This window comes from Vibrio inusitatus (assembly GCA_024346935.1).
GTDB lineage: Bacteria > Pseudomonadota > Gammaproteobacteria > Enterobacterales > Vibrionaceae > Vibrio > Vibrio inusitatus.
Map to the genome: position 1 here is coordinate 588,208 of AP024879.1, position 24,044 is coordinate 612,251.

General features: G+C 41.6%; 23 protein-coding genes and 1 riboswitch. Of the genes, 19 read left to right on the top strand and 4 right to left on the bottom strand.

Annotated elements, in window-relative coordinates; all coding sequences use genetic code 11:
• Positions 1-260: 260 nt before the first annotated feature.
• The 7 genes from nrdD (at position 261) to modC (ending at position 7,495) form a co-directional block, all read left to right on the top strand.
• Positions 261-2,381: an anaerobic ribonucleoside-triphosphate reductase gene (gene nrdD, locus OCU48_RS15695; RefSeq protein WP_141344754.1), complete on the top strand. Its 2,121-nt coding sequence runs from the start codon at positions 261-263 to the stop codon at positions 2,379-2,381.
• Between the two features lie 35 nt (positions 2,382-2,416).
• A complete protein-coding gene (nrdG, locus tag OCU48_RS15700) occupies positions 2,417-2,887 on the top strand; it encodes an anaerobic ribonucleoside-triphosphate reductase-activating protein (protein WP_141344755.1) in 471 nt (156 codons plus the stop codon).
• Between the two features lie 153 nt (positions 2,888-3,040).
• Positions 3,041-4,222 carry an amino acid aminotransferase gene (locus OCU48_RS15705; protein ID WP_141344756.1) on the top strand — a complete coding sequence of 394 codons (1,182 nt, stop codon included), beginning with the start codon at positions 3,041-3,043 and terminating at the stop codon, positions 4,220-4,222.
• A gap of 33 nt (positions 4,223-4,255) precedes the next feature.
• A complete protein-coding gene (locus OCU48_RS15710; RefSeq protein WP_141344757.1) occupies positions 4,256-4,903 on the top strand; it encodes an ATP-dependent zinc protease family protein in 648 nt (215 codons plus the stop codon).
• A 48-nt stretch (positions 4,904-4,951) separates the two neighbouring features.
• Positions 4,952-5,701: a molybdate ABC transporter substrate-binding protein gene (modA, locus tag OCU48_RS15715; RefSeq protein ID WP_141344758.1), complete on the top strand. Its 750-nt coding sequence runs from the start codon at positions 4,952-4,954 to the stop codon at positions 5,699-5,701.
• Positions 5,702-5,711: 10 nt separating this feature from the next.
• The gene (gene modB / locus OCU48_RS15720) at positions 5,712-6,404 is read left to right on the top strand and encodes a molybdate ABC transporter permease subunit (RefSeq protein ID WP_141344759.1); all 693 of its coding nucleotides are present in this window, start codon (positions 5,712-5,714) and stop codon (positions 6,402-6,404) included.
• Positions 6,401-7,495 (top strand): molybdenum ABC transporter ATP-binding protein, encoded by a 1,095-nt coding sequence (modC, locus tag OCU48_RS15725; RefSeq protein ID WP_141344760.1) that lies wholly within the window; start codon positions 6,401-6,403, stop codon positions 7,493-7,495. The genes modB and modC overlap by 4 nt, the downstream gene beginning before the upstream one ends.
• Positions 7,496-7,584: 89 nt before the next feature.
• Here the strand turns inward: modC and OCU48_RS15730 are convergent, their stop codons facing one another.
• Positions 7,585-8,019 (bottom strand): DUF3069 domain-containing protein, encoded by a 435-nt coding sequence (locus tag OCU48_RS15730; protein ID WP_017029949.1) that lies wholly within the window; start codon positions 8,017-8,019, stop codon positions 7,585-7,587.
• A gap of 299 nt (positions 8,020-8,318) precedes the next feature.
• Here OCU48_RS15730 and OCU48_RS15735 point away from each other — a divergent pair, with 299 nt between their 5' ends.
• From OCU48_RS15735 to OCU48_RS15785, 11 genes are all read left to right on the top strand, one after another.
• The gene (locus OCU48_RS15735; protein ID WP_141344761.1) at positions 8,319-9,296 is read left to right on the top strand and encodes a Solitary outer membrane autotransporter beta-barrel domain; all 978 of its coding nucleotides are present in this window, start codon (positions 8,319-8,321) and stop codon (positions 9,294-9,296) included.
• 209 nt (positions 9,297-9,505) lie between these two features.
• Positions 9,506-9,787: an HlyU family transcriptional regulator gene (locus OCU48_RS15740; RefSeq protein WP_141344762.1), complete on the top strand. Its 282-nt coding sequence runs from the start codon at positions 9,506-9,508 to the stop codon at positions 9,785-9,787.
• A gap of 182 nt (positions 9,788-9,969) precedes the next feature.
• A complete protein-coding gene (gene pntA / locus OCU48_RS15745; RefSeq protein WP_141344763.1) occupies positions 9,970-11,508 on the top strand; it encodes a Re/Si-specific NAD(P)(+) transhydrogenase subunit alpha in 1,539 nt (512 codons plus the stop codon).
• Between the two features lie 10 nt (positions 11,509-11,518).
• Positions 11,519-12,898, top strand: a complete 1,380-nt coding sequence (gene pntB, locus OCU48_RS15750; RefSeq protein WP_141344764.1) for a Re/Si-specific NAD(P)(+) transhydrogenase subunit beta — start codon at positions 11,519-11,521, stop codon at positions 12,896-12,898.
• A 147-nt stretch (positions 12,899-13,045) separates the two neighbouring features.
• Positions 13,046-14,500 (top strand): sensor histidine kinase VxrA, encoded by a 1,455-nt coding sequence (gene vxrA / locus OCU48_RS15755; RefSeq protein ID WP_141344765.1) that lies wholly within the window; start codon positions 13,046-13,048, stop codon positions 14,498-14,500.
• Positions 14,475-15,137, top strand: a complete 663-nt coding sequence (vxrB, locus tag OCU48_RS15760; RefSeq protein ID WP_141344766.1) for a response regulator transcription factor VxrB — start codon at positions 14,475-14,477, stop codon at positions 15,135-15,137. The genes vxrA and vxrB overlap by 26 nt, the downstream gene beginning before the upstream one ends.
• Positions 15,137-16,018 (top strand): DUF2861 family protein, encoded by an 882-nt coding sequence (locus OCU48_RS15765; RefSeq protein ID WP_141344767.1) that lies wholly within the window; start codon positions 15,137-15,139, stop codon positions 16,016-16,018. The genes vxrB and OCU48_RS15765 overlap by 1 nt, the downstream gene beginning before the upstream one ends.
• 22 nt (positions 16,019-16,040) lie before the next feature.
• Positions 16,041-16,196, top strand: coding sequence for a YoaH family protein (locus tag OCU48_RS15770; RefSeq protein ID WP_141344768.1), 156 nt, complete (start codon positions 16,041-16,043; stop codon positions 16,194-16,196).
• Positions 16,197-16,759: 563 nt separating this feature from the next.
• Positions 16,760-17,170: a bleomycin resistance protein gene (locus tag OCU48_RS15775; protein WP_141344769.1), complete on the top strand. Its 411-nt coding sequence runs from the start codon at positions 16,760-16,762 to the stop codon at positions 17,168-17,170.
• 549 nt (positions 17,171-17,719) lie between these two features.
• Positions 17,720-18,997 carry a DEAD/DEAH box helicase gene (locus tag OCU48_RS15780; RefSeq protein ID WP_141344770.1) on the top strand — a complete coding sequence of 426 codons (1,278 nt, stop codon included), beginning with the start codon at positions 17,720-17,722 and terminating at the stop codon, positions 18,995-18,997.
• Between the two features lie 237 nt (positions 18,998-19,234).
• A riboswitch (purine riboswitch) is annotated at positions 19,235-19,334 on the top strand.
• A gap of 97 nt (positions 19,335-19,431) precedes the next feature.
• Positions 19,432-20,805, top strand: a complete 1,374-nt coding sequence (locus tag OCU48_RS15785; RefSeq protein ID WP_141344771.1) for an NCS2 family permease — start codon at positions 19,432-19,434, stop codon at positions 20,803-20,805.
• 97 nt (positions 20,806-20,902) lie between these two features.
• Here the strand turns inward: OCU48_RS15785 and yciH are convergent, their stop codons facing one another.
• Positions 20,903-21,214, bottom strand: a complete 312-nt coding sequence (gene yciH, locus OCU48_RS15790) for a stress response translation initiation inhibitor YciH (protein ID WP_141344772.1) — start codon at positions 21,212-21,214, stop codon at positions 20,903-20,905.
• Between the two features lie 166 nt (positions 21,215-21,380).
• Between yciH and OCU48_RS15795 the strand changes: the two genes are divergently transcribed.
• Positions 21,381-22,346, top strand: coding sequence for a tyrosine-type recombinase/integrase (locus OCU48_RS15795; protein ID WP_141344773.1), 966 nt, complete (start codon positions 21,381-21,383; stop codon positions 22,344-22,346).
• 8 nt (positions 22,347-22,354) lie between these two features.
• On the opposite strand, the gene OCU48_RS15800 is transcribed toward OCU48_RS15795, so the two are convergent.
• Both OCU48_RS15800 and OCU48_RS15805 read right to left on the bottom strand, forming a co-directional pair.
• Entirely contained in the window at positions 22,355-23,347 is a 993-nt protein-coding gene (locus OCU48_RS15800; RefSeq protein ID WP_141344774.1) for a D-alanine--D-alanine ligase, read from the bottom strand.
• Between the two features lie 30 nt (positions 23,348-23,377).
• Complete coding sequence (locus tag OCU48_RS15805) at positions 23,378-23,923, bottom strand: SPOR domain-containing protein (RefSeq protein WP_141344775.1); 546 nt, start codon at positions 23,921-23,923, stop codon at positions 23,378-23,380.
• Positions 23,924-24,044: the final 121 nt, after the last annotated feature.

The window sequence follows — 24,044 nt, forward strand, 5'->3', positions numbered from 1 at the left end:
TTTCCATTGCCCATTCCAAAAGCACTTCAAAAAATGCAAGTTTTTCTGGAAAAATTATGTGATTTTTTTTGTTATGAGGACGAGATCATTTATTCAAAAAAGATCGGTCTCAAAATCACTCACTCGGCGCTTATATTGATCTAGATCAAAAACATTGAGTGGCGGTTCTCGTTTAATACGCCCACAATATGTAGTGTGCAAAATAAATATAAATACCCTATATAGTGTATCTGTGTATATGCTGTGGGTAAGGAGAATATGTGAAACCAGTTGTGTTAAAAAGAGACGGATCTCTCGCCCCATTTACCAAGGATCGTATTGTTGCAGCAATAAAAAGTGCTGCACCTCACACAGATGAAGACTTAGCTAACTATGCTGAGGGCGTAGCTTTATCTGTAGAGCAACAACTGGTGGATAGCCAAGAAGTGGATATCCAACAAATTCAAACTTTAGTCGAGAACGAACTCATGCAGGGTCCATATAAAGGACTAGCTCGTTCGTACATCGAATACCGCCATGACCGCGATATGGCTCGTGAAAAGAAGAGTGTATTGAACCAAGAAATTCAAGGTTTAATCGAGCAGTCAAATGCTGATCTTCTTAATGAAAACGCGAACAAAGACGGTAAAGTGATCCCGACTCAGCGCGATCTCCTTGCTGGTATTGTAGCTAAACACTACGCAAAAACGCACATTTTACCTCGTGACATTGTTCAAGCACACGAAGACGGCGATATTCACTACCACGATCTGGATTACGCACCGTTTTTCCCAATGTTTAATTGTATGCTAATCGACCTTAAGGGCATGCTAACACATGGCTTTAAAATGGGTAATGCCGAGATTGATACACCAAAATCTATCTCTACAGCTACCGCTGTTACAGCTCAAATTATCGCGCAAGTTGCGAGTCACATTTATGGCGGCACAACCATCAATCGTATTGATGAGGTTCTAGAGCCTTATGTGACTTGTAGCTATGAAAAGCACCTTGAAGTCGCAAAAGAATGGGATATTCATAACCCTGAAGAATTTGCACGATCGCGTACAGAAAAAGAGTGTTACGACGCTTTTCAATCTCTAGAGTACGAAGTCAACACATTACATACAGCAAACGGCCAAACTCCTTTTGTTACTTTTGGCTTCGGTCTGGGCTCTACTTGGGCATCAAAGCTAATTCAAACGTCTATTCTAAAGAACCGTATTGCTGGACTTGGTAAGAACAAAAAGACAGCTGTCTTCCCTAAATTGGTGTTTGGGATCAAAGATGGTCTAAATCACAAGCCTTCTGATCCTAACTACGACATTAAACAATTGGCTCTTGAGTGCGCATCTAAACGCATGTATCCAGATATCTTAAACTACGACAAAGTAGTAGAAGTGACGGGTTCATTCAAAACGCCTATGGGTTGTCGTAGCTTCTTGAACGTGTACGAAGAAAATGGCGAGATGATTCATGAAGGGCGAAACAACCTTGGTGTTGTTAGTCTTAACCTGCCTCGTATTGCATTACAAGCTGGTGGTAGTGAAGAGCGTTTCTATGAACTATTAGACGAAAAATTGGTGACCGCACGTCGCGCCCTAGAAACTCGTATTACTCGACTAGAAAACGTGAAAGCAAGAGTTGCACCAATTTTATATATGGAAGGTGCGTGTGGTGTTCGTCTAAATGCTGATGATTCAGTTGCTGAAATATTCAAGAACGGCCGAGCTTCTATCTCTCTAGGTTACATTGGTATTCACGAAACCATCAATGCGTTGTTTGGCACTGAAGAGCATGTATTTGACGAATCTCGCTTACGTGAGAAAGCACTAGATATCGTTGCGTACTTAAAAGAAAACGTCGAACGTTGGACTGAAGAAACTGGTTATGGCTTTAGCTTGTACGGTACTCCAAGTGAAAACTTGTGCAGCCGTTTCTGCCGAGTAGACACTAAAGAATTTGGTGTCATCAAAGGCGTAACAGACAAAGGCTACTACACCAATAGTTTCCACCTAGATGTTGAAAAGAAAGTTAACCCATACGATAAGATAGACTTTGAGATGCCTTACCCACTTATCTCAACCGGTGGATTTATTTGTTATGGTGAATTCCCGAACATGCAGCGTAATATTGAAGCATTAGAAAATGTCTGGGATTACTCATACAGCCGAGTGCCTTATTATGGCACGAATACGCCTATCGATGAGTGTTATGAGTGCGGATACACGGGTGAGTTCGAATGTACGAGTAAGGGGTTTACCTGTCCGTCTTGTGGTAATCACGACTCTTCTAAGGTATCAGTGACACGCCGTGTATGTGGCTACTTAGGAAGCCCAGATGCTCGTCCGTTCAACTTCGGTAAACAAGAAGAAGTTAAGCGACGTGTTAAGCATCTATAATCATTTAGGTTGATTGGACAAAGAGTAGGGCATTGATGAATTACCATAACTATTATCCTGTAGATGTAGTAAATGGACCAGGTACACGTTGTACCTTGTTTGTTTCTGGTTGCATTCATCAGTGCCGTGGTTGTTACAATCAATCTACTTGGTCTCCAAGCTCTGGTCATGTCTACACTAGAGAAATGGAAGACCAGATCATTGCTGACCTAAATGATACTAGGATTAAACGTCGTGGATTGTCTCTTTCCGGAGGCGATCCCTTGTTTCCAGGGAACGTTGCGCCAGTGCTAAATTTGGTAAAACGCGTTAAAGACGAATGCCCGGGAAAAGACATTTGGCTTTGGACGGGGTATTTGCTAGCCGAGCTTACTCCAGAGCAACAGCAGGTTGTTGATTTCGTTGATGTGTTAATCGATGGAAAATACGAGAAAGATTTTGCTGATGTACGTCTAGAGTGGCGTGGCAGTTCCAATCAAGTGATTCATCGCTTCGATCTTAAATAAATCTCTCATTTTGAGCGTATCCTATGCGCTCTTTACTTGATCTGTATAAAATTCAATCACGAAACAGCGATGCCGTTTAATAACTGTTTCGATTTCTTTCGGCAAGTGATAACGTGAGTCTATCCAAATGAATTTCAAAGGGTTGTGACTTTCATGTTCTCCAATCTACCATCTCCTCAACAGGATCCGATCCTGTCATTATCTTTAGCTTACAGACAAGACCAACGCGATAAAAAAATCGATTTAGGTATTGGTGTTTATCGAAATAGTGACGGTGTAACGCCCGTTATGGACTCTATACAAAAAGCGGAACAAATTGTTTTAAATGATCAGGAAACAAAGGCGTACGTTGGTATGGCCGGAGATGAAGAATTTAATGCTGCTGCATTAAATCTTGTTCTACCTGACTCAGGCATTACAGAACGCGCAATATCCGTGCAAACTCCGGGTGCAAGTGGAGGGCTGCGCATGCTGGCTGAGTTGATCTCCTTCTCAAGTCCAGGTGCGACAATTTGGTTGAGTAATCCAAGCTATGTGAACCATCAACCAGTAATGGAAGCCGCTGGCCTTAAGGTTAAGCATTACCGTTACTTTGAAGCAAACAGCAAGCAAGTCGATGTAAATGCAATGTTGGATGATCTAAGCAAAGCAGGTGCAAAAGACGTAGTGCTTCTTCATGGTTGCTGTCACAACCCAACAGGGGCGGATTTAACTCATGAAGCTTGGAAACAGGTGACGCTACTGGCTCAAAAAAATGGTTTTTTACCGTTCATTGATATCGCATATCAAGGTTTTGGTGATGGACTAGCACAAGATGCTTTTGGTGTTCAACATATGGCGGCTAATCTTCCTGAATTGTTAGTAACGAGTTCTTGTTCAAAAAACTTTGGATTGTATCGAGAGCGTACTGGGAGTGCGATCGTGGTAGCAGATCAGAAAAACCATGCGATGAATGCACGTGGTAAGCTATTACAGATGGCAAGATCAACTTATACTATGCCTCCTGCACATGGTGCGTCTATAGTTAAAACTGTGTTGCTAGACAAAGAGTTAAAGTCTTCTTGGATGACTGAACTTGAACAGATGCGTTTAAGATTAGTCAGCTTGAGACAGCAGTTGTGTAGCGAATTAGCAACCAAGACAAACTCTGAGGACTTCGAGTTTATTAAGCAACACAAAGGCATGTTTAGCGTATTAGGTTTTTCAGCCGAGCAGATGATAAGACTTCGCGAAGAGTTTGCTGTTTATGGTGTGAATGACGGCCGCATCAATATAGCAGGTCTAATGGAACAAGATTTAACGTACGTAGCGACAGCTATTGCTGCGGTTCGATAATAATAACTAACTTAAATTAACAGGGTGGATTGGATGAAACATTGGAAAATTTTAAGTATTGCTTTGTTTGCTGGATCTTTGGTTGCGTGTTCAAGCGGGCCACAAAACAGTGGTGATGAAGAGATCAAGTTTGAACAGCCGGTCATGGAGCAAGAAACAGAAGAATCGGTAGAAGAAGTAGTAGAAACAGAAGAACCAAAAGCTGTTGAGGATGAAAAGGAAGCTGAAGCGGCACCTGCCCCTACTAAAACAGACGATGGTAAACTCATTTTAGGTGAACAAGAGTGGTTGTTTTTCCCTGAGTTCAAATCCACAGTAAGAGCGCGAGTTGATTCTGGCGCAACTACATCTTCTTTATCTGCGGTTGAAGTTAAACAATTTGAGCGTGACGGCAAGAAATGGGTGAAATTCAAACCCGCATATGACGGAAAGGTAGGGAAAGAGATAAGTCTGCCAATCGAGCGTTTTGCAAAAGTGAAGCAATCAAGTTCAGATGACGCAGATAAACGTCCTGTGGTAGTAGTTTGGATTCAGCTATCTTCTCTAAAAGAGAAGACAGAGTTTACTCTTGTTGACCGTTCACATTTAGACTTCCCAGTGTTGCTTGGTCGTAGTTTTGTTCGTGATGTCGCCATCGTTGATGTCAGCCGCAAGTACGTTCAACCTAAGATCACTAAATAATCATGAGTTATAGGTGCCCCTAAAGGGCACCTAATCATTAAGAACGTTATGTTTCGTATTCTAGCTCCGCTTTTAATTCTCTTTTCTTCGTTTTCATTCGCCCATTCAAAACACACTGTTTATGTCTACGCTGCATCATCTATGACCCAAGTTGTTGAAAGGTTAATTGAGTCTGCGTCAAAACAAGGCATAGAAGTAAAAGGCGTATATGGTTCATCGTCTTCATTGGCAAGACAGATCTCTAGGGGGGCACCTGCTGATATCTTTATCTCCGCAAATACACAATGGATGGAGTACCTAGAGCAAGAAGTAGAAGGTGTAGAACCCGCAAAAAACATTGCGAGTAATCAACTCGTAATCGTGTCAGGAACGCACAAGCTAACTTTAGAACGATTGGATGATTTGTCTACTTGGAACAAAGTATTAAATGGACAGCGTTTAGCTATTGGTGAACCTAACACTGTACCTGTAGGAATCTACGCCGAACAAGCCCTGCGAAAGCTAAAGGTGTGGCAGACACTCTCCAAACAAACTGCACCAATGAAAAACACTCGAGCTGTGCTTGCTATGGTGGAAAGGCAACAGGTACCGGTTGGGATTGTGTATGTTACTGATGCAATTCAATCGAAACAGGTCAACATAGTCTCAGCTATCCCAACTCATCTTTACGAGAAAATCAAATACCCAGCGGTGTTATTGACAGATAAAGCCGTAGCTAGTCAGGTCTATAAAACCCTTTATAGCAAAGAGATGAGAGAATATTTGCTAGAGTTAGGATTTACTCCATTAACCAAATAGGTAATGTGTGATGCTCACCGAGTTAGAACTTACAGCCCTAGTACTCAGCCTAAAAATAGCTTTAGTTGCGAGTATTTGTATTTTACCAATCGGAATCGCACTGGCTTGGCTTTTGGCTAAAAAAGACTTCTTTGGAAAGAGTTTAATCGATGGCCTTATTCACTTGCCGTTAGTGCTTCCGCCTGTAGTGGTTGGGTATGTACTTCTTATCCTATTTGGTAAACAAGGACCTATAGGGAAATGGTTAGAACAGTACCTTGGACTCGACTTTTCATTTAGCTGGAGAGGGGCAGCCCTAGCATCGGCTGTGGTTGCTCTGCCTCTAATGGTAAGGGCCATTCGTCTTAGTATATTGTCCGTTGATAGTAAACTTGAAGACGCCGCAATGACATTGGGGGCAAATCCTTGGAAAGTATTTCAGAGAGTAACACTCCCATTGATTATGCCGGGTGTAATCTCTGGCTTTGTATTGGCGTTTGCGCGCAGTTTAGGGGAATTTGGTGCAACCATTACTTTTGTTTCCAATATTCCAGGTGAAACCCAAACAATCCCTCTTGCAATGTTTAGCTTTCTTGAAACCCCAGGTGCGGAGTTTCAAGCTATGAGACTGTGTATTTTAGCCGTTGTGATTGCGCTGATATCGCTATTTATTAGTGAATGGATGTCTCGCCGAGCTCAACTAAAATTGGGGTTATCTGGATGACATTACGATTCTCATTTAAACATCAGTTTGATAACCAGTCTTTTGTAATACAAGGGGAAATCCCCTCAAAAGGTGTTACGGCAGTGTTTGGTCGCTCTGGCAGCGGTAAATCCACCCTTCTGAATGTATTGTGCGGGTTGTTATCGCCAGATAGAGGTGAAGTTACATTTAAAGAATCTCGACTGCTTGATACTGAACAGGGTATCAATGTACCTGTATGGAATCGCAAGATTGCGGTCGTCTTTCAAGACGCACGTTTGTTTCCCCATCTTTCTATCTTTGATAATCTTCTTTTTGGTTCACAAAGCAAAGCGCAGAATGAACGATTTAAAGAACTAACAACGTTGCTGGGTATTAGCCACTTACTGGATTCTAAGCCTAACAAACTCAGTGGTGGCGAGAGGCAACGTGTTGCCATTGCTAGGGCTCTATTAAGCGACCCTGAATTACTTTTAATGGATGAACCTTTAGCAAGTCTAGATTTACCTCGTAAAAGAGAGGTCATGCATTATCTCAATCAGTTGACAGATAAAATCGACATTCCAATCGTTTACGTAACTCATAGCCTTGAAGAGATCATGCATTTGGCTGACAATTTACTGGTTTTAGAAACTGGTAAGGTGGCTGACTTCGGTACGGTGGAACACGTGTGGAATGGGGATTCTCTTGCCTTATGGCAAGAAGGGGAACAACACAGTGCACTATTGACTGCTAAGGTATCGGAACGACACCCAAAGTATGCCATGCGGAAAATGAAGGTGGCGGGGCATGCGCTATGGGTTCCAGATCAACAGTTTGAAAACAAACATAATGAATGTATGCGCATAAGGATTGATGCTAGGGATGTGTCGGTTACGTTGTCACCTGTGGCGGGTAGTTCAATTCGAAACGTAATTCCGGTCCAACTTATTGATATTGAGAAACTAAATGATCATTCATGCCTTTTAACTTTGGCCTTGAATGAAGAGCTAGCATTAAAATCAATACTTACTCAGTGGGCTACAGACGAGTTGAAACTACAAAAAGGAAATAGAGTTTACGCTCAGATCAAGGGTGTGAGTTTCACACAGCAGAATTTGGCAACGCACTAACTTTCAAATCGAAGTGGCCAATGAACTATTTAAGACATAATAAACTCGAGTCGACTTAACAACTCGAGTTTATTTCCCACGATAGGTGGTTAGTCTTTTAGAAAGACGCTATTGAAATCGCGCTTAAGAATAGGGTCTCGGCGGGCCTTCTTCATTTGCTTGACCATGTCCTTGATACAGTTGAAAAGAACTTGATCTAACAATTGGGCTTTGTAGGCGTTAGTTTGTTCTTCTGTCATGTTCTCAGGAATGTTAAGTGTAGGGAACTCTTCTAGTAAACCTACACCGGCAAAGGCTTGGCTTACTGAGGTTAGAGCATGAAACTGCTCGAAGTTGTCTACTACATTCTGTGCACTGGCTGGCAGCTCATCCCACGCTTTGCGTACTTCTGCTTCACCGGCCTCATGTATAGAAACAACCATTTGGAACATCTGCTCAGGTACTTCATCAAATTCGATGACCTGGCGTAATTCCGCTGATACTTCACTTAGATCGATGGTTTGATCTTCAATTATTTCTGACATAAGGGCATACCTTGTATTGATGGTCACCTTATCGTAAAAAGTTACCTAAAAAAGTCAAACGATAAACGCAGATTGGGTGATGGATGCTTAATAAATAACAGGCTGATCTCATGTTTTGGTCGTATTTCATACTAAGTAGAGGATATATATGCAAAATCATTTTTATAACCTTTATCTAGATTGAACTCGAGACGTAATATACTAACCTTGAATAGTAACTCTCTGTATTGTTTATCAATAAATCGACATTTAGAGATCATAGTGAGTTAAATGGAAAACGTTGTTCAAATGGAGTTGATTTGAAAAAGTTCCTACTTGTTCCTTTGGTGCTGCTTAGTTCTTTTGCCCGAGGTGACGATATTTTGCAAAAAGTGTTAGAGCAAAACTTTGCGACAGCGGTTTTACTCAGTGACAGCGATGCGATCTCCTTTGGCTTTCAAGATTTTGACCCTAATGATTTTTTGACTAATAACGGAAATATAGGCTCTGACGAGTCACTAGAGTTACGCAAGCAGATCTCAATTTACACCATTCCCTATACGTTTGAACTGAACGATTTATCTTTGTCCAACAACACTAACCTTAAACAAAATGTTTCTGTAGTTGGGTCTTACCTTAAAACTAAACGCGATGTCTCTATTGGCGATGACCCATTGGAACCACAAGATACAGGAAGGGAAGAAACGTATACTTTAGCTACAAAGTATTGGGTTCAGTACCCATTGTCCGACCATTGGAGCTTGAATACTGGAATTGGTACTAACCTCATGTATTTTCGCAACGAATACACCTATCGAAACTCGTTATCTCTCGCATTTAGGGAGCAGCTTGATGGTTATGCTTTTAATACTGATGCTTGGGCGCTAACCTTCAAACCTAGCGTAGAATTGCATTACGACCGTGAACATGACTGGGGTCATTGGGAAGCATTCACCGAGATGAAGTACTTCTATGGTTTTGGTTGGGGTGAGGCAAACGACGGTAATATTGGCAACCCTGAAGGTTGGTATTGGATCAATGGTGTAAAAGGCTTTTATGACATAGCGCATTGGGGCGGCTATGGGCAAACCTTATACAGTAGTATTCGTCGTATCGATGTTGGCGCTGATCTCAGTGATCCTATGGGAACACCACATTATTATGAATGGAGCTTAGGGTGGCTTGTGTCTCCTCCATTCTTGAAGGACTATCTTGATAATGTAGGTATTGGTATCACAATTAACTATGGAAGTAGTTTAAAAGGTGGAACATTAGTATTGTTATTTAACGAAGACTAATGAATTTCATTTGATTTCACGATAGCTATGTAAATAACACGTTACTTATATGTTGCACTGTCACTTGCTCAGCCCCCATTTCTACTCATATGTAGTTTTAATACAAAAAACTACCTGTATCAGCTTCAAATTCTTGATATTTATGCTCGCCTTTAAACGACGTTTAACATAGATTGAATAACAGTAAGTCTAAGATATTTGGAGAGTTTATGGGTTGGTTTAGTCGCCTGTTTGGTTCGAAAGAAAGTCCACAAGAGGTTATTGTGGAACCAATAGAGTACAAAGGATATTTAATATACGCCGAACCTATTGCTGAAGGCGGTCAGTATCGTATTGCAGGCCGAATTACGCAGGGTGAGGGCGAATCAATGAAGACTCACCGCTTTATTCGTTCAGACTTACTTGGCAATCAAGATGATGCCAATGAATTGATGCTGAAGAAAGCACAAATGTTGATCGATCAAATGGGTGAAACCATCTTTAATAAGTGAATTCAGGCTAGCTAGTCTGATGAGTACACTGTAAGGCAATGATATGTTGTTTTCTTACGGATATTGATGATATTTTTTCTAAATTGGTAACCCAGTTCAAAGTGTTTGGATTTTGCTGATGAGCCAAGGAAGAATTTTTTAATTTTGTTTTTTTATTTTTGTGCCAATAGTAGGGAATAGCTATGCAAATTGGTGTGCCTAGAGAAAGCCTCGCGGGTGAAACACGCGTAGCTGCAACGCCTAAAACGGTTGAGCAGCTGATAAAACTGGGATTTGACGTCTCAATAGAAGGGGAAGCAGGTGCGTTAGCCAGCTTCGACAATCAAGCGTTTGAAAGTGCGGGTGCAACCATTGTTGATCACGCAGCGGTTTGGGACGCGGATCTTATTTTGAAAGTAAATGCGCCTTCCGATGAAGAAATAGCGCTAATCAACGATGGAGCAAGCCTGATCAGCTTTGTATGGCCAGCGCAAAATCCTGAATTGATGGAAAAGCTTTCGAGCAAGAATATCAATGTAATGGCGATGGATGCAGTGCCTCGTATTTCACGCGCTCAAGCGTTAGATGCATTAAGTTCAATGGCAAACATCGCAGGTTACCGAGCTGTAGTAGAGGCTGCACATGAATTTGGTCGCTTCTTTACTGGCCAAATTACGGCTGCGGGTAAAGTACCACCGGCTAAAGTGTTAGTTGCAGGTGCCGGTGTTGCCGGGCTTGCTGCTATCGGCGCTGCGGGTAGCTTAGGTGCGATCGTGCGTTCATTTGATGTTCGTCCTGAAGTAAAAGAGCAAGTTGAATCTATGGGTGCAGAGTTCTTGGAAGTGGATTTCCAAGAAGACACTGGAGCAGGTGACGGCTATGCAAAAGAAATGTCGGACGACTTCAACAAAAAAGCTGAAGAACTTTACGCCGAGCAAGCTAAAGACGTTGATATTATTATCACTACAGCCCTTATTCCAGGACGTCCAGCGCCTAAGCTAATTACCAAAGAAATGGTAGATAGCATGAAGTCGGGTAGTGTAATCGTTGACCTTGCAGCGGCTAATGGCGGTAACTGTGCTTATACGGAAGCAGACAAAGTCGTTACGACTGCAAATGGCGTTAAAGTTATTGGTTATACCGATATGGTAGGTCGCCTACCGACACAGTCTTCTCAACTCTACGGTACTAACATAGTTAACCTGATTAAACTGCTTTGCAAAGAGAAAGATGGCAACATCGATATCAACTTTGAAGATGTAGTGCTCCGTGGTGTAACTGTCGTTAAAGAAGGCGAAGTCACTTGGCCTGCACCCCCTATTCAGGTTTCAGCACAGCCACAAGCGGCGCCAAAAACAGCTCCAGTTAAGCCAGAGCCTAAGAAAGATGAACCAGTCTCTCCAGTTAAAAAACTAGCGGGCCTTGCAATTGGTTTAGGCGCATTTGCATGGGTGGCTTCAGTAGCACCAGCGGCATTTTTAGCTCACTTCACTGTATTCGTGCTGGCTTGTATCGTAGGTTACTACGTGGTTTGGAACGTAACGCACGCTTTGCATACCCCATTAATGTCTGTAACTAATGCCATTTCGGGCATTATCATTGTGGGTGCATTGCTACAAATAGGACAAGGTAACGGTGTCGTCACCTTCCTTGCATTTATTGCTGTGTTAATTGCTAGTATCAATATCTTCGGTGGCTTTACAGTCACGAAGCGTATGCTAGAAATGTTCCGTAAAGACTAAGGAGTAACAAATGTCTGCAGGATTAGTTCAAGCCGCATATATTATTGCTGCTGTATTCTTTATTATGAGCTTAGCGGGTCTTTCTAAACAAGAAACGGCGCGTTCAGGCAACTACTATGGTATTGCAGGTATGGCTATTGCCTTGCTTGCAACCATCTTTGGCCCACACTCAAGCGGTATCGCTTGGATTCTCTTAGCTATGGTTGTTGGTGGCGGTATTGGTATTCATTATGCCAAGAAAGTCGAAATGACTGAGATGCCAGAGTTGGTGGCGATCTTACACAGTTTTGTAGGTATGGCTGCGGTATTAGTAGGTTACAATAGCTTATTAGACGCACCAGAAGCAGCAACACACGCTGAGCACATGATTCACCTTGTTGAGGTGTATCTAGGTGTATTTATCGGTGCAATAACCTTTACTGGTTCTATTGTTGCGTTCGGTAAATTACGTGGCATTATTTCTTCATCTCCACTGAATCTCCCACACAAGCATAAGCTAAACCTTGCTGCTATCGTGGTTTCAGCGTTTTTGTTGAAATGGTACCTAGGTGGTGACGGTGCTTTATTCCCATTATTTTTAATGACTCTTATTGCATTCGCGTTTGGTTATCACTTGGTAGCGTCAATCGGTGGCGCAGATATGCCAGTGGTTGTCTCTATGCTTAACTCGTATTCAGGTTGGGCAGCGGCGGCAGCAGGTTTCATGCTAGCGAACGATCTTCTGATTGTTACGGGTGCTCTAGTGGGTTCGTCAGGTGCTATCCTGTCTTACATCATGTGTAAAGCAATGAACCGTTCGTTCATCAGCGTTATCGCCGGTGGTTTTGGTCAAGAAGTCGCCGTATCTTCTGGTGATGAAGAGCAAGGAGAGCATCGCGAATCAACCGCTGAAGAAGTGGCTGAAATGCTTAAGAACTCTAAGTCAGTCATCATTACTCCTGGATACGGCATGGCAGTAGCTCAAGCTCAGTACCCAGTGCATGAGATTACAGATAAACTTCGTGCTCAAGGCATTAAAGTGCGCTTTGGTATTCACCCAGTAGCGGGGCGTCTTCCAGGTCACATGAATGTACTATTAGCAGAAGCTAAAGTACCTTATGATATCGTGCTAGAAATGGACGAAATCAATGATGACTTTACAGAAACTGATACTGTCCTTGTCATCGGTGCGAACGATACGGTAAACCCAGCAGCACTTGAAGATCCAACAAGCCCAATTGCTGGTATGCCAGTGCTTGAGGTGTGGAACGCACAGAACGTCGTTGTGTTCAAACGTTCAATGAATACGGGTTATGCTGGCGTTCAAAATCCACTTTTCTTTAAAGAGAATTCATCAATGCTATTTGGTGATGCTAAAGACTCTTGCATGAAGATTATTGAGCATCTTTAAGGTTTTTAGTTAGCGTAAAAGGGAGCTTCGGCTCCCTTTTTTATTGGCTATGTACATAGAGTAAAGTGTCATTTCATTGTCAATAATGGCGTACGGTTTGGAATGCCGGACTGTTTACGCGTATAGTTAGCACATTCAAGTTAAAACATGTTGTACTCTTTGAGAACTTTACTTCTATTCATAAGCTTAGTGACTGTTAGTCCAATACTTGCAGCGAAAACACTTCCTCAAAGGTTGGATGCCTTGGTGAGCTTATTTGTGTTTGAAGATGCAAAAGACGTGTACGACATGCAAGTGATTCAGGCTGATTTTCCAACGGCTTTAATCGATCCAAATTCAATGTTGCCTCAGACGAGTCATTATCCTTTAAAAGATATTCAGTTACTGTACCGATTGGAACAAAACTGCAAAGGTAAACTACCACTTAGCCCAACGGTTACTGAGCCTTTAGTATTTACTCGTGCAATGTGTAGAGGAACTAAATTACCTCTGAAATGGTTTTCGCGTTCAAATCATATCCATCCTGGCGGAGGCACTTATGCTGCTCGTTATGTGAAAGCACATCCGGATCGTTTTGATGAATTGCAACAATACATGCACATCAATGAGAGGCAGCTGGCAGACACTGATAGTTTGCTAGGCCGATTACAACTGATGCATAGTGACTCGATTGTTGCCCTATTGTCAGGGGCACCCATGTTGTTACAAGGTAACGAATATTGGCTTAGGAAGGGAGATAGCTATTTCGTATTTGATGTAGAAACATTAGAACACAATGCGAAAGAAGCAGAGTTAAGTTTCGTCCCTATATCCCAAGTTAACGAGTGTTTCTTTGAACGCGGCAATATTTGTTGGCAACAGCAAGACAACAGCCACCTTATTAAAAACCTGCTGTATGCCTTGGTCCTATTGAACTTCACGTTGATTGTGGGCTGGTCGGTTTATCGTTGGAATAGCAAACGAGAAGAAATGCGCAGTCGAATGCTGATTCTTCAGATACTTACACATGAACTGCGTACTCCTATCGCTAGTTTGTCTATGACGGTTGAAGGGTTTAGACGCGAATTCGAACATTTACCAGAAACGGTTTACGATGAATTTAGACGATTGTGTGAAGACTCAAGACGACTTCGACAACTTGCGGAGGCAAGTAAAGATTATCTGCAATCAGATAACAGACCATTAGCGACTGAACACCTGCCATCAATGAAAGAATGGCTAGAGTATAAAGTCGAAAACTACTCAGGCGACGTATCGCTCAATATAGAGAAAGACATTGAGGTACAGGTCAATATTTATTGGCTTGGTACCTGTATTGATAATTTAGTCAATAATGCAATTAAGTATGGTGTAGGCAAGGTTGAACTTTGCGCACATCGAAATGACAACACGCTCATTATTGAGGTACAAGACGAAGGCAATTTAAGTGCAAAAGATTGGAAACAATTGAGAAAGCCGTTTGTAAGCGAAGCGGGACTTGGACTTGGATTGACTATTGTTGAATCAATGGTGGGACGAATGGGGGGGAGCATGAAACTTGTTGGTCCCCCAACTAAATTTGTAATGGAGATCCCTTGTGGAACAGACACTACTACTCGTTGAAGATGATAAAAATTTAGCAGACGGCTTGTTAGTTAGCCTTGAACAAGCAGGTTATACCTGCCTACATTCTGAAACCATCGCAGAAACAGCTAAGCTGTGGGAAAAAGCGGACCTGGTCATTCTAGATAGACAATTACCCGATGGTGATTCAATTTCTAAGCTGGCAGAATGGAAAGAAATCAAATCTGTACCGGTTATTCTACTAACAGCGTTAGTAACGGTTAAGGATAAAGTTTCAGGTCTCGACGCTGGTGCTGATGACTATCTAACCAAACCTTTTGCAGAAGCTGAACTGTTTGCTCGTATTCGTGCAAACTTAAGAAGCCCAGGAAGTGAAGCGGGAACGGATGACTCTAAAGTCATTACCGATAATCTAGTTATCGACAAAGCAACACGTGAAGTCGATTACAAAGGTGATAGTATTTCTTTGACTCGTACTGAGTTTGACCTGTTGATGTTCTTGGCTAGTAATCTAGGCAGAGTGTTCACTCGTGATGAGCTTCTTGATCACGTTTGGGGTTACAACCACTTTCCGACGACACGAACCGTTGATACACATGTACTGCAGCTTCGTCAGAAACTGCCAGGTATTGATATTGAGACACTACGTGGCGTTGGTTACAAGATGAAAAGCTAATGAAGCCGCTGTTAACTGCGTTGTTACTGTTACCTGCCATAGTTCCGATTGTGGCTAATGCGCAATGGTTTGAAGAAAACAACGCAGTCACTCGAATGCATAAAAAACTACTTGAAGATGATCTTAGTGGTATGTTCGATCTCATGGTGCAGGTATGGCAGCAGGAATCAACGGATAACCTTGAACCTCACTTAGAGTCACTGCTAAAACAGGCAACTGAAAAAGATTGTGGTAAAAGCCTAATCGCTGAAGGATTGCCTTCGTGGTTAGACTCTATCACTATTGAAAAGGTTTCTGTTCAGCGCCCAGGTCGATTATCGAATAAGCTAAAGCTACAAATTACTTCAGAAGAACCGTTATCACAGGTGCGGTTGAAGTTATGGCCAGACACCAATATTTCTAAAGAAGTTATAGATCAAGATGCATTTGAAACGATAACTGATGAAAAACGAACATTACAGGAAACGGAAGCTACTTATAGTTTAAGTAAACCACTAAAATCTGGCTTGTATCAATTGTCCATTGAAGACAAAGCTCAAAATAAGTGGTCACATTGGATTGTTATTACAGAAGCTGAACCAGTTCATGTCGTACGCTGGGACTCGAAGGACAGTTGGACTGTAGACAAGAAGCGCTTGCTCAATCGTTATTGTCCGTTACCTGTACAAGAAGTGACGGTTTATGACTATAGAGATGGTCAGTATTCTTCAGTCTGGAAAAAGTCGTATGAGTCGAACTATCCTGTTAAACTGCCTCGCAATGCTGTAGAGCCTGAGCGCTACGTTGTGAGTGTATCTATGACACAGTCACAATGGCAAGGGCCGATACTGTTTAAAGATAAACGAACTATCAGTAAAACTATCGACTACACAGAAGAGTAGGGTAGAGTTAATCGGAGTAATTATGTTAGATGATTTACCACCACTAAGTCATGAAGAACAGCAACGTGCTGTTGAACGTATTCAAGAGTTAATGGCGAGTGGGATGAGTACAGCGCAAGCAATTAAGCAAGTTGCTGAAGACATTCGTGCTGAATTTAAAAAGGACCAAGAGCAGTAATGCTCTTGGTTTTTCTTATTAGGTCATAACGCACTATAACTAAATGATAGGCTACTTAAAATCACATACAATCTAACATTATCCCATAAATACAAGTTATTCTATCAGGGCTATACTTTATGTTTATTTAATTAATACCATTACAATCAACTAGTTAGCCTCGCACTTGAGAATGATACCCGCTAATGGTGTAAATTACTTACAGTCACTTGAGTTAGGGCAGGATATTATACTGTGCTAGTTTCAAACGTTACATTAGTTTGTACTTACTACCGACGTGTACACTATTAATACAGGTTATGGTTAAGTAATGTCAGGCTATAAGTAGTTTTTCGGTTGTGTAGGGATGGCTAGTTTATTGAGATCGTTATAGATGGTTTTCAAAGTCCATACGAAGAACGGTTTAATTTGAAAACCAAAACAGAGACGCAACTGATAAACATTAAATTACACTGTAACAAGTTGATGATTGTCTGGTTTGATAGCTAGTTATATTGCGGTGTAATAAACAAAAAAAGATGCGATCATAATGAAGCATTCGAAAATCAACATCGGAGTATTTAATGACCTTAAGAGTTGTCCCTGAGCTTTATTGTCGTAACATAGAAGTCAATAAACAGTTCTTTGTTAATGTGCTTAATTTCTCTGTTAAGTATGAGCGATTAGATGAGCAGTTTCTGTATCTGACTAAAGACGGTGTAGATCTGATGCTTGAAGGCATAGATGGGGATAGTCGGAAATGGTTGCTAGCTGAACCTGAGTTTCCGTTTGGTCGAGGTGTTAATTTTCAATGGGATGTAACGGATATAGAAACTTTATATGCACACATAACGATCGTTGCGAAAGATGCTATCTATCTAGAGTTAGAAACCAAGTCTTATTTGTGTGACTCAAAAGTAGCTGTACAGAAACAATTTATAGCCCAAACACCAGATGGCTATCTATTCAGGTTTTGCGAAGACGTGCTAGATTAAATTCTGTCGGTATTGCTTCACGATGTCTGTGAAATTTTGCGTAGGAGACGATAAAGACTACCAAGGAAAATTTAAAGTAGGAACATGCGAACATAAAGACGCTAGTCAATATCAAAGCACGTATACAGCATCATGTTTCTGCTTGCACCCAAGTGCGCATAATCAATGTTATGTTAAATTAGAATCATAACTCTCTAAATCAATACCCTCACACTTAACCTAGCTGTATCCCGTTTCCCTTCTATTGTGTTGATTAACGACTCGTCCTTTCTGTTCTTCTAGCAACTAAAGTATCTAAAACTATTTGAACGATAAAAATGCTAAGTACTACGTTTTTAACCTCTCATCCAAATGAATTTCGTGGCAAAACACCCAAGCAAAGTTTTCTAGCCATCCCTTAACAATAGAAAAACGCATTCCCTGTTAAAATATGTCACCATAACGGCTCATATTCATCTATAATCGTCGACCGTATTTTTGGTCTGCTATGATTGCCTGTGTCTCTCTGTGAAAGTTTTCAAGCTAACCAACGTCTAATAGGAACAAAGAATGTCATTTTCATCACAAGGTTTTTCATCTGATATCGTTCGCGCACTCACTGAGTGTCATTATGAAAAGCTGACCCCTATTCAACAGCAAGCTATTCCGCAAATCCGTCGGGGTAACGACATTCTTGCACACGCTCAAACTGGCACAGGTAAAACAGCAGCGTTCTCTCTACCAATTATTCAACAGATTATCGACAAGCCTAAATCTCTCACTAGAGGCAGTGTTCGAGGTCTTGTTTTAGCACCAACTCGCGAACTAGCCGATCAGATTGCAAATAACATTAAGAGTTTTTCAAAGTACACAAACATCTCTGTTGTTGCTGTATACGGCGGCGCAAAAATGTCATCTCAAGAACGTAAACTTCAAGCGGGTGTTGATATTCTTGTTGCAACGCCGGGACGTTTAAATGAACACCTTGAGTTAGGTAATGTGAACTTAACTAACTTAGAGTCTTTGGTTTTTGATGAAGCTGACCGCATGCTCGACATGGGTTTCATTAATGCAATCCGTACAATTATGGCAGGTGTATCAACACACCCTCAAACGATGATGTTTTCCGCAACTTCATCTTCGCAAATGAATGCGCTTGCACAAGAATATTTACGTAAGCCTCAACGCATCATTGTTAACGCTGAAAACTCAACAGCATCTACTGTGGCTCATGTTGTCTACCCTGTCGAAGAAGAGCGTAAGCGCGAATTACTTTCCGAGTTAATAGGTAAGAAAAATTGGAAACAAGTCCTTGTTTTTGTTAACTATAAAGAAACTGCCAATGATGTTGTTAATGAGCTAAAGCTTGATGGAATTAATGCAGTGCTTTGTCATGGTGATAAAAAACAGAGTGCACGCCGACGCGCATTAGAAGAATTTAAAACTGGCAAGGCTCGAGTATTGGTGGCAACGGATGTTGCAGCTCGCGGTCTCGACATTCAAGGCTTACCTCATGTTGTAAACTATGACATGCCTTTCCTTGCTGAGGACTATGTACACAGAATTGGTCGAACTGGTCGCGCGGGTCAACAAGGTCATGCTGTATCATTCGTTAGCCGTAAAGAAGAACTGACATTAGTTCAGGTTGAAAAGCTGATCCAACATCGCATCAGACGTGTTCCACTCGAAGGTTACGAAGTCGATAGCCGTGACGCTTTACTTTCCAAAATGCATAGCAAGCCAGCATTTAAAAACCGCCAAAGCCGCACAAACAACGCAAATGACCAAAGTAGTGCAGAAAGTCGTCTACGTGTTATGCAGGCACTAAAGAAGCGTGCTAAAAAGTAGCACCTTAGCCATTATGTTTAGTCTGAACGCGTAAAAATGAAAATCACACAACGGCCAGTTAGACTTTAGCGATTTAAACTGACAGCCTAGGGCTTTGCCAACACAAAGCCCTTCAACTTTTTACTGTATTGTATAATTATCTTAAATACATAAACCATTGTTTTACCCACCCCAGAGCAATAATAATACAAACTATCCAAAATATAGGTTGAATTACTCACGCAAACGTTTACTATCCGCACCAAATTATATCGAAGCTGTATATGTTTGGTGATTTGGACCAATCGTTTCTACCCCGCAACCTAACTCCGGGACTACAGTTTTCCAGTGCTCATTTATTACTGAAGCACCCACCACTCACATGGCTTCGATGTTTGTTCTATCTTATTTAGATAAGCAACTACCTAATTATTTTAGTTTATTAAGGTTACATTGTGAGTCAAGAAACCCTCATTCAACCAAGCCCAAGTAGTACTTCGGTTATCGACCGTCAATTCAAGATCAGCGAGCGTAAATCTAGCATTGGTACGGAATTATACGCTGGATTCATAACGTTTTTGGCTATGAGTTACATCCTAGCGGTAAACCCCGCTATTTTAGGTGATATCCCTGGAATGGATCGCGGTGCAGTGTTTACTGCCACGGCTATTGCCGCAGCAGTTGCTACTCTGATCATGGGTGTTTTTGGTAACTACCCTGTAATGCTTGCTCCTGGTATGAGCATGAATGGCTTCTTCAAAGGAGTACTATTTAGTGGTTCTGTTGCTCTTTTATGGCATGAAGCACTTTTTGGTATCTTCTTATCAGGAATTATCTACCTAATCTTCTCTTTAACTAAGATTAGAAAGACCATGATCGAATCTATTCCTGAAGATCTCAAGCTGGCAATCACCGTTTCTCTTGGCCTTTTCATTGCTTTTCTTGGTCTTAAAAATGCGGGCATTATTGTTTCAAACCCCATTATCCTGGTGAGTATGGGCGATATTAAAGAACCTCAGGTGTTAATAGCTTTCATCAGTATCTTCGTTGCTCTAGGTTGTATGATTCGAGACATTAAACTAGCGACATTTATCTCATTTGTTACGTCTATTGTGCTTACTATTGCTGCTGATGCATTTATGGGTACTTCTAATGCCCCTATTCCTGATTCTCTCGTTTCGATGCCACCAAGTTTAACCTCAAGTTTTGGTGCCATCTTTAACTTTTCAGCCTTTACACCAGAAAAGCTATTTGACCTGTTATTTATTGTAATAATCTTCTTTATTGTCGACTTCTTTGATGGGTTAAGCACTATCGTCGGTGTTGGACGTGATGCTGGCATCATTGATAAAGACGGTAAAGTGCCTAACGCGAAATCAGCTCTAGTTGCTGATGCTGGCGGCACGGTTATTGGCACAGTACTGGGTACAACGTCAATTACCGCTTTTTCTGAATCGGGTATTGCGTCTTCTCAAGGTGCAAGAACAGGGCTTGCGGCCGTGGTAGTATCAGGCTTATTCCTTGTATCATTATTCCTTTTCCCACTATTCTCTATTTTCTCAACAGCAATTGTTGCACCAGCAATGGTCGTTGTGGGTATCTATATGGTTGGAAGACTAGGCAGTATTCAGTGGGAAAAGAAAGAATCACGCATTGCTGCGTTCTTTACCATCATGTTTACTATTCTTAGCTTCTCGCCTGCTAACGGTATGGCGATGGGCTTTATCAGTTACTCGTTCTCTATGGTGGTTGCGGGGAAAGGGAAAGAAGTACACCCAATCATCTACGGTTTATCCGCCATCTTCGTTACTTATTTAGTGTTGATGTAACCTCATATGACAGCGTCACGTAGTGGACTGTTTGATAAATAATAAAAAGGGCGATACTCATTAACAGTATCGCCCTTTTTAATTTAAATTGATTTACTCAACCACCTGCCAATTTAACGGTATGGCCTTTCTTCTCTAGATGGGCTTTGATTTTATCTCGGCTGTCACCCTGAATCTCGATAACTCCGTCTTTTACCGAACCGCCACAGCCACATACTTTTTTAAGTTCTGCTGCCATAAGCTTAAGACCAACATCGTCCATATCAAGCCCCGTTACTAGACAAACGCCCTTGCCTTTTCTTCCTTTCGTTTGACGTTGAATACGCACAACACCATCACCCTTTGGGCGCTCTACTTTTTCGTCTTCAGGCTTAATGCGCCCGACTTCTGTTGAATATACAAGAGACATAACGTGCCTTATCTGTGAAGTTATGAAGCAATTTTACCATTGATCTGGGATAAGGTTAAACATCGATATTCAGATGACTAAAAGATTTACTATTTAATATTGTTTTCAATCAGTACTTTAACAGCTATTATAAACAGTATCTCTTATTTAGTTATAGTGCATCAAAATGAGAAAAAAGTGCATCCCTATCACCGAGCCTCTACTCAAAGCCCAAAGCTGTGCCTTGTTTAATAAACATATAACACTAGACGACTTCGACGCGCTCACTCAACAGCAATATAGTCGTAACTCTCTACTCTCAATGTTTAACGACTGGAACCACTTTGTTAGTTTCTGTGGACAGCGTAAGGTTGCAACGCTTCCCGCCTCCACTACCGCTGTGCGCCTTTTTCTAGAAAAACAAAGTGAGACCAGAAAATACGCCACATTAAAGAGAATGGCGATAACCTTAGGTCTTATACATCGCTTTCACGAGTACCCTGATCCCTGCAATCACCGACAAGTGAAAATGCTACTGGCACAGCTTCGTTTGGATAAAAAAGGGGATGCTAAACAAGCAGAAGCCTTTAACTCCCAGCATTTAAAAGAAATTCATCTGCTACTGGACTCTGAGAGTAGTCTTAAGCAACTAAGAGATGCTGCCATTTTGTCGGTGATGTTCGAGTGTGCTATGAAGCGCAGTGAACTAAGGGCCTTGCTGTTTCACCAAGTTCAGTTTGAACTATTAGATGATAGCGCAATCAAAATCAATATTAATGAGAATACCTATCAGCTTTCATCTTCCAGCAGTGAAATCGTCAAACGCTGGCTACTAATGATTCCAGATCACTTAGGTCCAGTTTTCAGGCGTATCGACCGCCATGGCAATATCGGTGATGATGCGCTCGATGCATCTTCGATTTACCGCGTCTTTCGAGCCACAGAAAACCAGCTAGGATTGTCACTTAAACTCTCCGGACAGTCAGCACGCGTTGGCGCAGCAAAAGAACTCGCTAGACAAGGATACGACGTAAAGGATATAACCGATTTTGGGCGTTGGATAAGTCCAGCAATGCCTGCTCAATACTTGGGTAAACAAGTATTAGCAGACAGTGAGCGACTAAAGTTCAAGGTCATAAAACCTTGGGATTGATTCGCACTCTAAAGCGCAGTTTTAACCGCTTTTGCTAGGTAATCAGAGAAAACATGTCCGTTGTTGCTCAGCATTTTAGGGAACATCGAAATCGGTGTCATACCTGGGAACGTATTTACCTCATTGAGGTAAATTTCCCCCTCTTCAGTTAGAAAGAAATCAATTCGAGACAAGTCTTTGAGGCCCATTTGAACAAACACTTTTCGCGAGTATTGAGCGATCAACTCAAGCTGCTCTTTAGTCAGGCCCTTTGCCACTATCTCAGTGGTAGAGTGACTCTCTGAGCTGTACTTCTCTTCGTAAGAATAAAAAGTATCTGAAGGTGCAATCACCTCTCCTGGTGGCGTAATAAATAGCTCACCTTCGTATTCATACGCAGCGACCTCAAGTTCTCTTGGTTTTACGGCTTTTTCTACCAGTACTTGCTCTGAATAGTTAAATGCATCGCTAATCGCACGTTCAACGCTTTGACTTTCCGTTACCTTGTAACAACCAACCGATGAGCCTTGACGAGCAGCCTTTACAAATAGGCCTCCCCATTCGTTAAAGGCATCGACTGTCTTCTGAACGCTGTCTTGATTATTCTCAGTTAAGAATAAATAAGGAGTATTTTTAACACCTATTGCGTCATACCAAAGCTTAGACGTGATTTTATTAAAGCTATTACTGCTTGCTTCAGGTCCACATCCAAAATAAGGGATCCCTGATAGTTCAAACATTGACTGTATATCTCCAGTCTCTCCAGGATAGCCGTGAATACAAGGCACAATATAATCAATGCTACAGCGCTCTTCCCCTTCCACTAGTTCCGCCGAATGTATGTCTAAATAGCAATCTTGGCCTCGTTGGTTGCACCAATTTTCACTAGTGATTTCAACTCGAATGACGTTAAAACCGGTTGTAGTTTCGAGCTGCTGTTGTACATAATCAGCTGAAATCAAAGACACCTCGTGCTCTGAGGAACCGCCGCCACAAAGCAAAAGAATATTAATATTCGACATCTAGTTAAACCCAATCAATCTTAGTAAAAGTTATTTTAACAGCTCGAAGCTGTCAGTTGCTGCTAATTCTTTATCCGTAAAGTTTTTAACGAATGGCTTAAGTTTTTGCAACCCATCCGGTAATGATGCTACTGCAGCTTTAGCTTCATCATAGTCACCGAAATCACCCATCAATACAGAGTAAACAGGCTTATTGTTGATTTCTTTCGATTGTAGCCACAAATCAGATTCTGCATTCAGTGCTTTACCAAAGGCTCTAGCTTTCTCTTCATCTGAGATAGTGGCAAGCTGAATAGAGAAACCTTCCGTTGGTGCCAAGGCCGTTCCCTCTGCTTGTGCTTCTGAACCTTTAGCGACCTCATCAGTTTCCACAGCATCTTGCTCTTCAATTTCAGAAACTTGTTCTTCAACAATAGCGACATCTTCTTCCTCGATCTCAGCTTTGCTCTCGTCAACCTCTGTTTGGCTACTCTGATAGTTCTCTTGATAACTTTCTGATTGAACATCTGATTCATAGTCACTTGAACTACATGCAGCCAGTAATAAAGCTAATGACACAATTGCGGTTTTTTTCATTTTTAATTCTCTTACGCAGTTAGTTCTGAAAATCATGCCCATCATCGGTTGCATAATCAAGAGTAAGCGGGTGTCTAAGTGCAATTAGACGTGATCAACGGCTCAGTTTTCAGCCTTTAAC

Coding starts and splice junctions, on each gene's coding strand:
- nrdG (WP_141344755.1), top strand. CDS start 2,417: ATGAATTACCATAACTATTATCCTGTAGATGTAGTAAATGGACCAGGT.
- OCU48_RS15705 (WP_141344756.1), top strand. CDS start 3,041: ATGTTCTCCAATCTACCATCTCCTCAACAGGATCCGATCCTGTCATTA.
- OCU48_RS15710 (WP_141344757.1), top strand. CDS start 4,256: ATGAAACATTGGAAAATTTTAAGTATTGCTTTGTTTGCTGGATCTTTG.
- modA (WP_141344758.1), top strand. CDS start 4,952: ATGTTTCGTATTCTAGCTCCGCTTTTAATTCTCTTTTCTTCGTTTTCA.
- modB (WP_141344759.1), top strand. CDS start 5,712: ATGCTCACCGAGTTAGAACTTACAGCCCTAGTACTCAGCCTAAAAATA.
- modC (WP_141344760.1), top strand. CDS start 6,401: ATGACATTACGATTCTCATTTAAACATCAGTTTGATAACCAGTCTTTT.
- OCU48_RS15730 (WP_017029949.1), bottom strand. CDS start 8,019: ATGTCAGAAATAATTGAAGATCAAACCATCGATCTAAGTGAAGTATCA.
- OCU48_RS15740 (WP_141344762.1), top strand. CDS start 9,506: ATGGGTTGGTTTAGTCGCCTGTTTGGTTCGAAAGAAAGTCCACAAGAG.
- pntA (WP_141344763.1), top strand. CDS start 9,970: ATGCAAATTGGTGTGCCTAGAGAAAGCCTCGCGGGTGAAACACGCGTA.
- pntB (WP_141344764.1), top strand. CDS start 11,519: ATGTCTGCAGGATTAGTTCAAGCCGCATATATTATTGCTGCTGTATTC.
- vxrA (WP_141344765.1), top strand. CDS start 13,046: ATGTTGTACTCTTTGAGAACTTTACTTCTATTCATAAGCTTAGTGACT.
- OCU48_RS15765 (WP_141344767.1), top strand. CDS start 15,137: ATGAAGCCGCTGTTAACTGCGTTGTTACTGTTACCTGCCATAGTTCCG.
- OCU48_RS15770 (WP_141344768.1), top strand. CDS start 16,041: ATGTTAGATGATTTACCACCACTAAGTCATGAAGAACAGCAACGTGCT.
- OCU48_RS15775 (WP_141344769.1), top strand. CDS start 16,760: ATGACCTTAAGAGTTGTCCCTGAGCTTTATTGTCGTAACATAGAAGTC.
- OCU48_RS15780 (WP_141344770.1), top strand. CDS start 17,720: ATGTCATTTTCATCACAAGGTTTTTCATCTGATATCGTTCGCGCACTC.
- yciH (WP_141344772.1), bottom strand. CDS start 21,214: ATGTCTCTTGTATATTCAACAGAAGTCGGGCGCATTAAGCCTGAAGAC.
- OCU48_RS15795 (WP_141344773.1), top strand. CDS start 21,381: ATGAGAAAAAAGTGCATCCCTATCACCGAGCCTCTACTCAAAGCCCAA.
- OCU48_RS15800 (WP_141344774.1), bottom strand. CDS start 23,347: ATGTCGAATATTAATATTCTTTTGCTTTGTGGCGGCGGTTCCTCAGAG.
- OCU48_RS15805 (WP_141344775.1), bottom strand. CDS start 23,923: ATGAAAAAAACCGCAATTGTGTCATTAGCTTTATTACTGGCTGCATGT.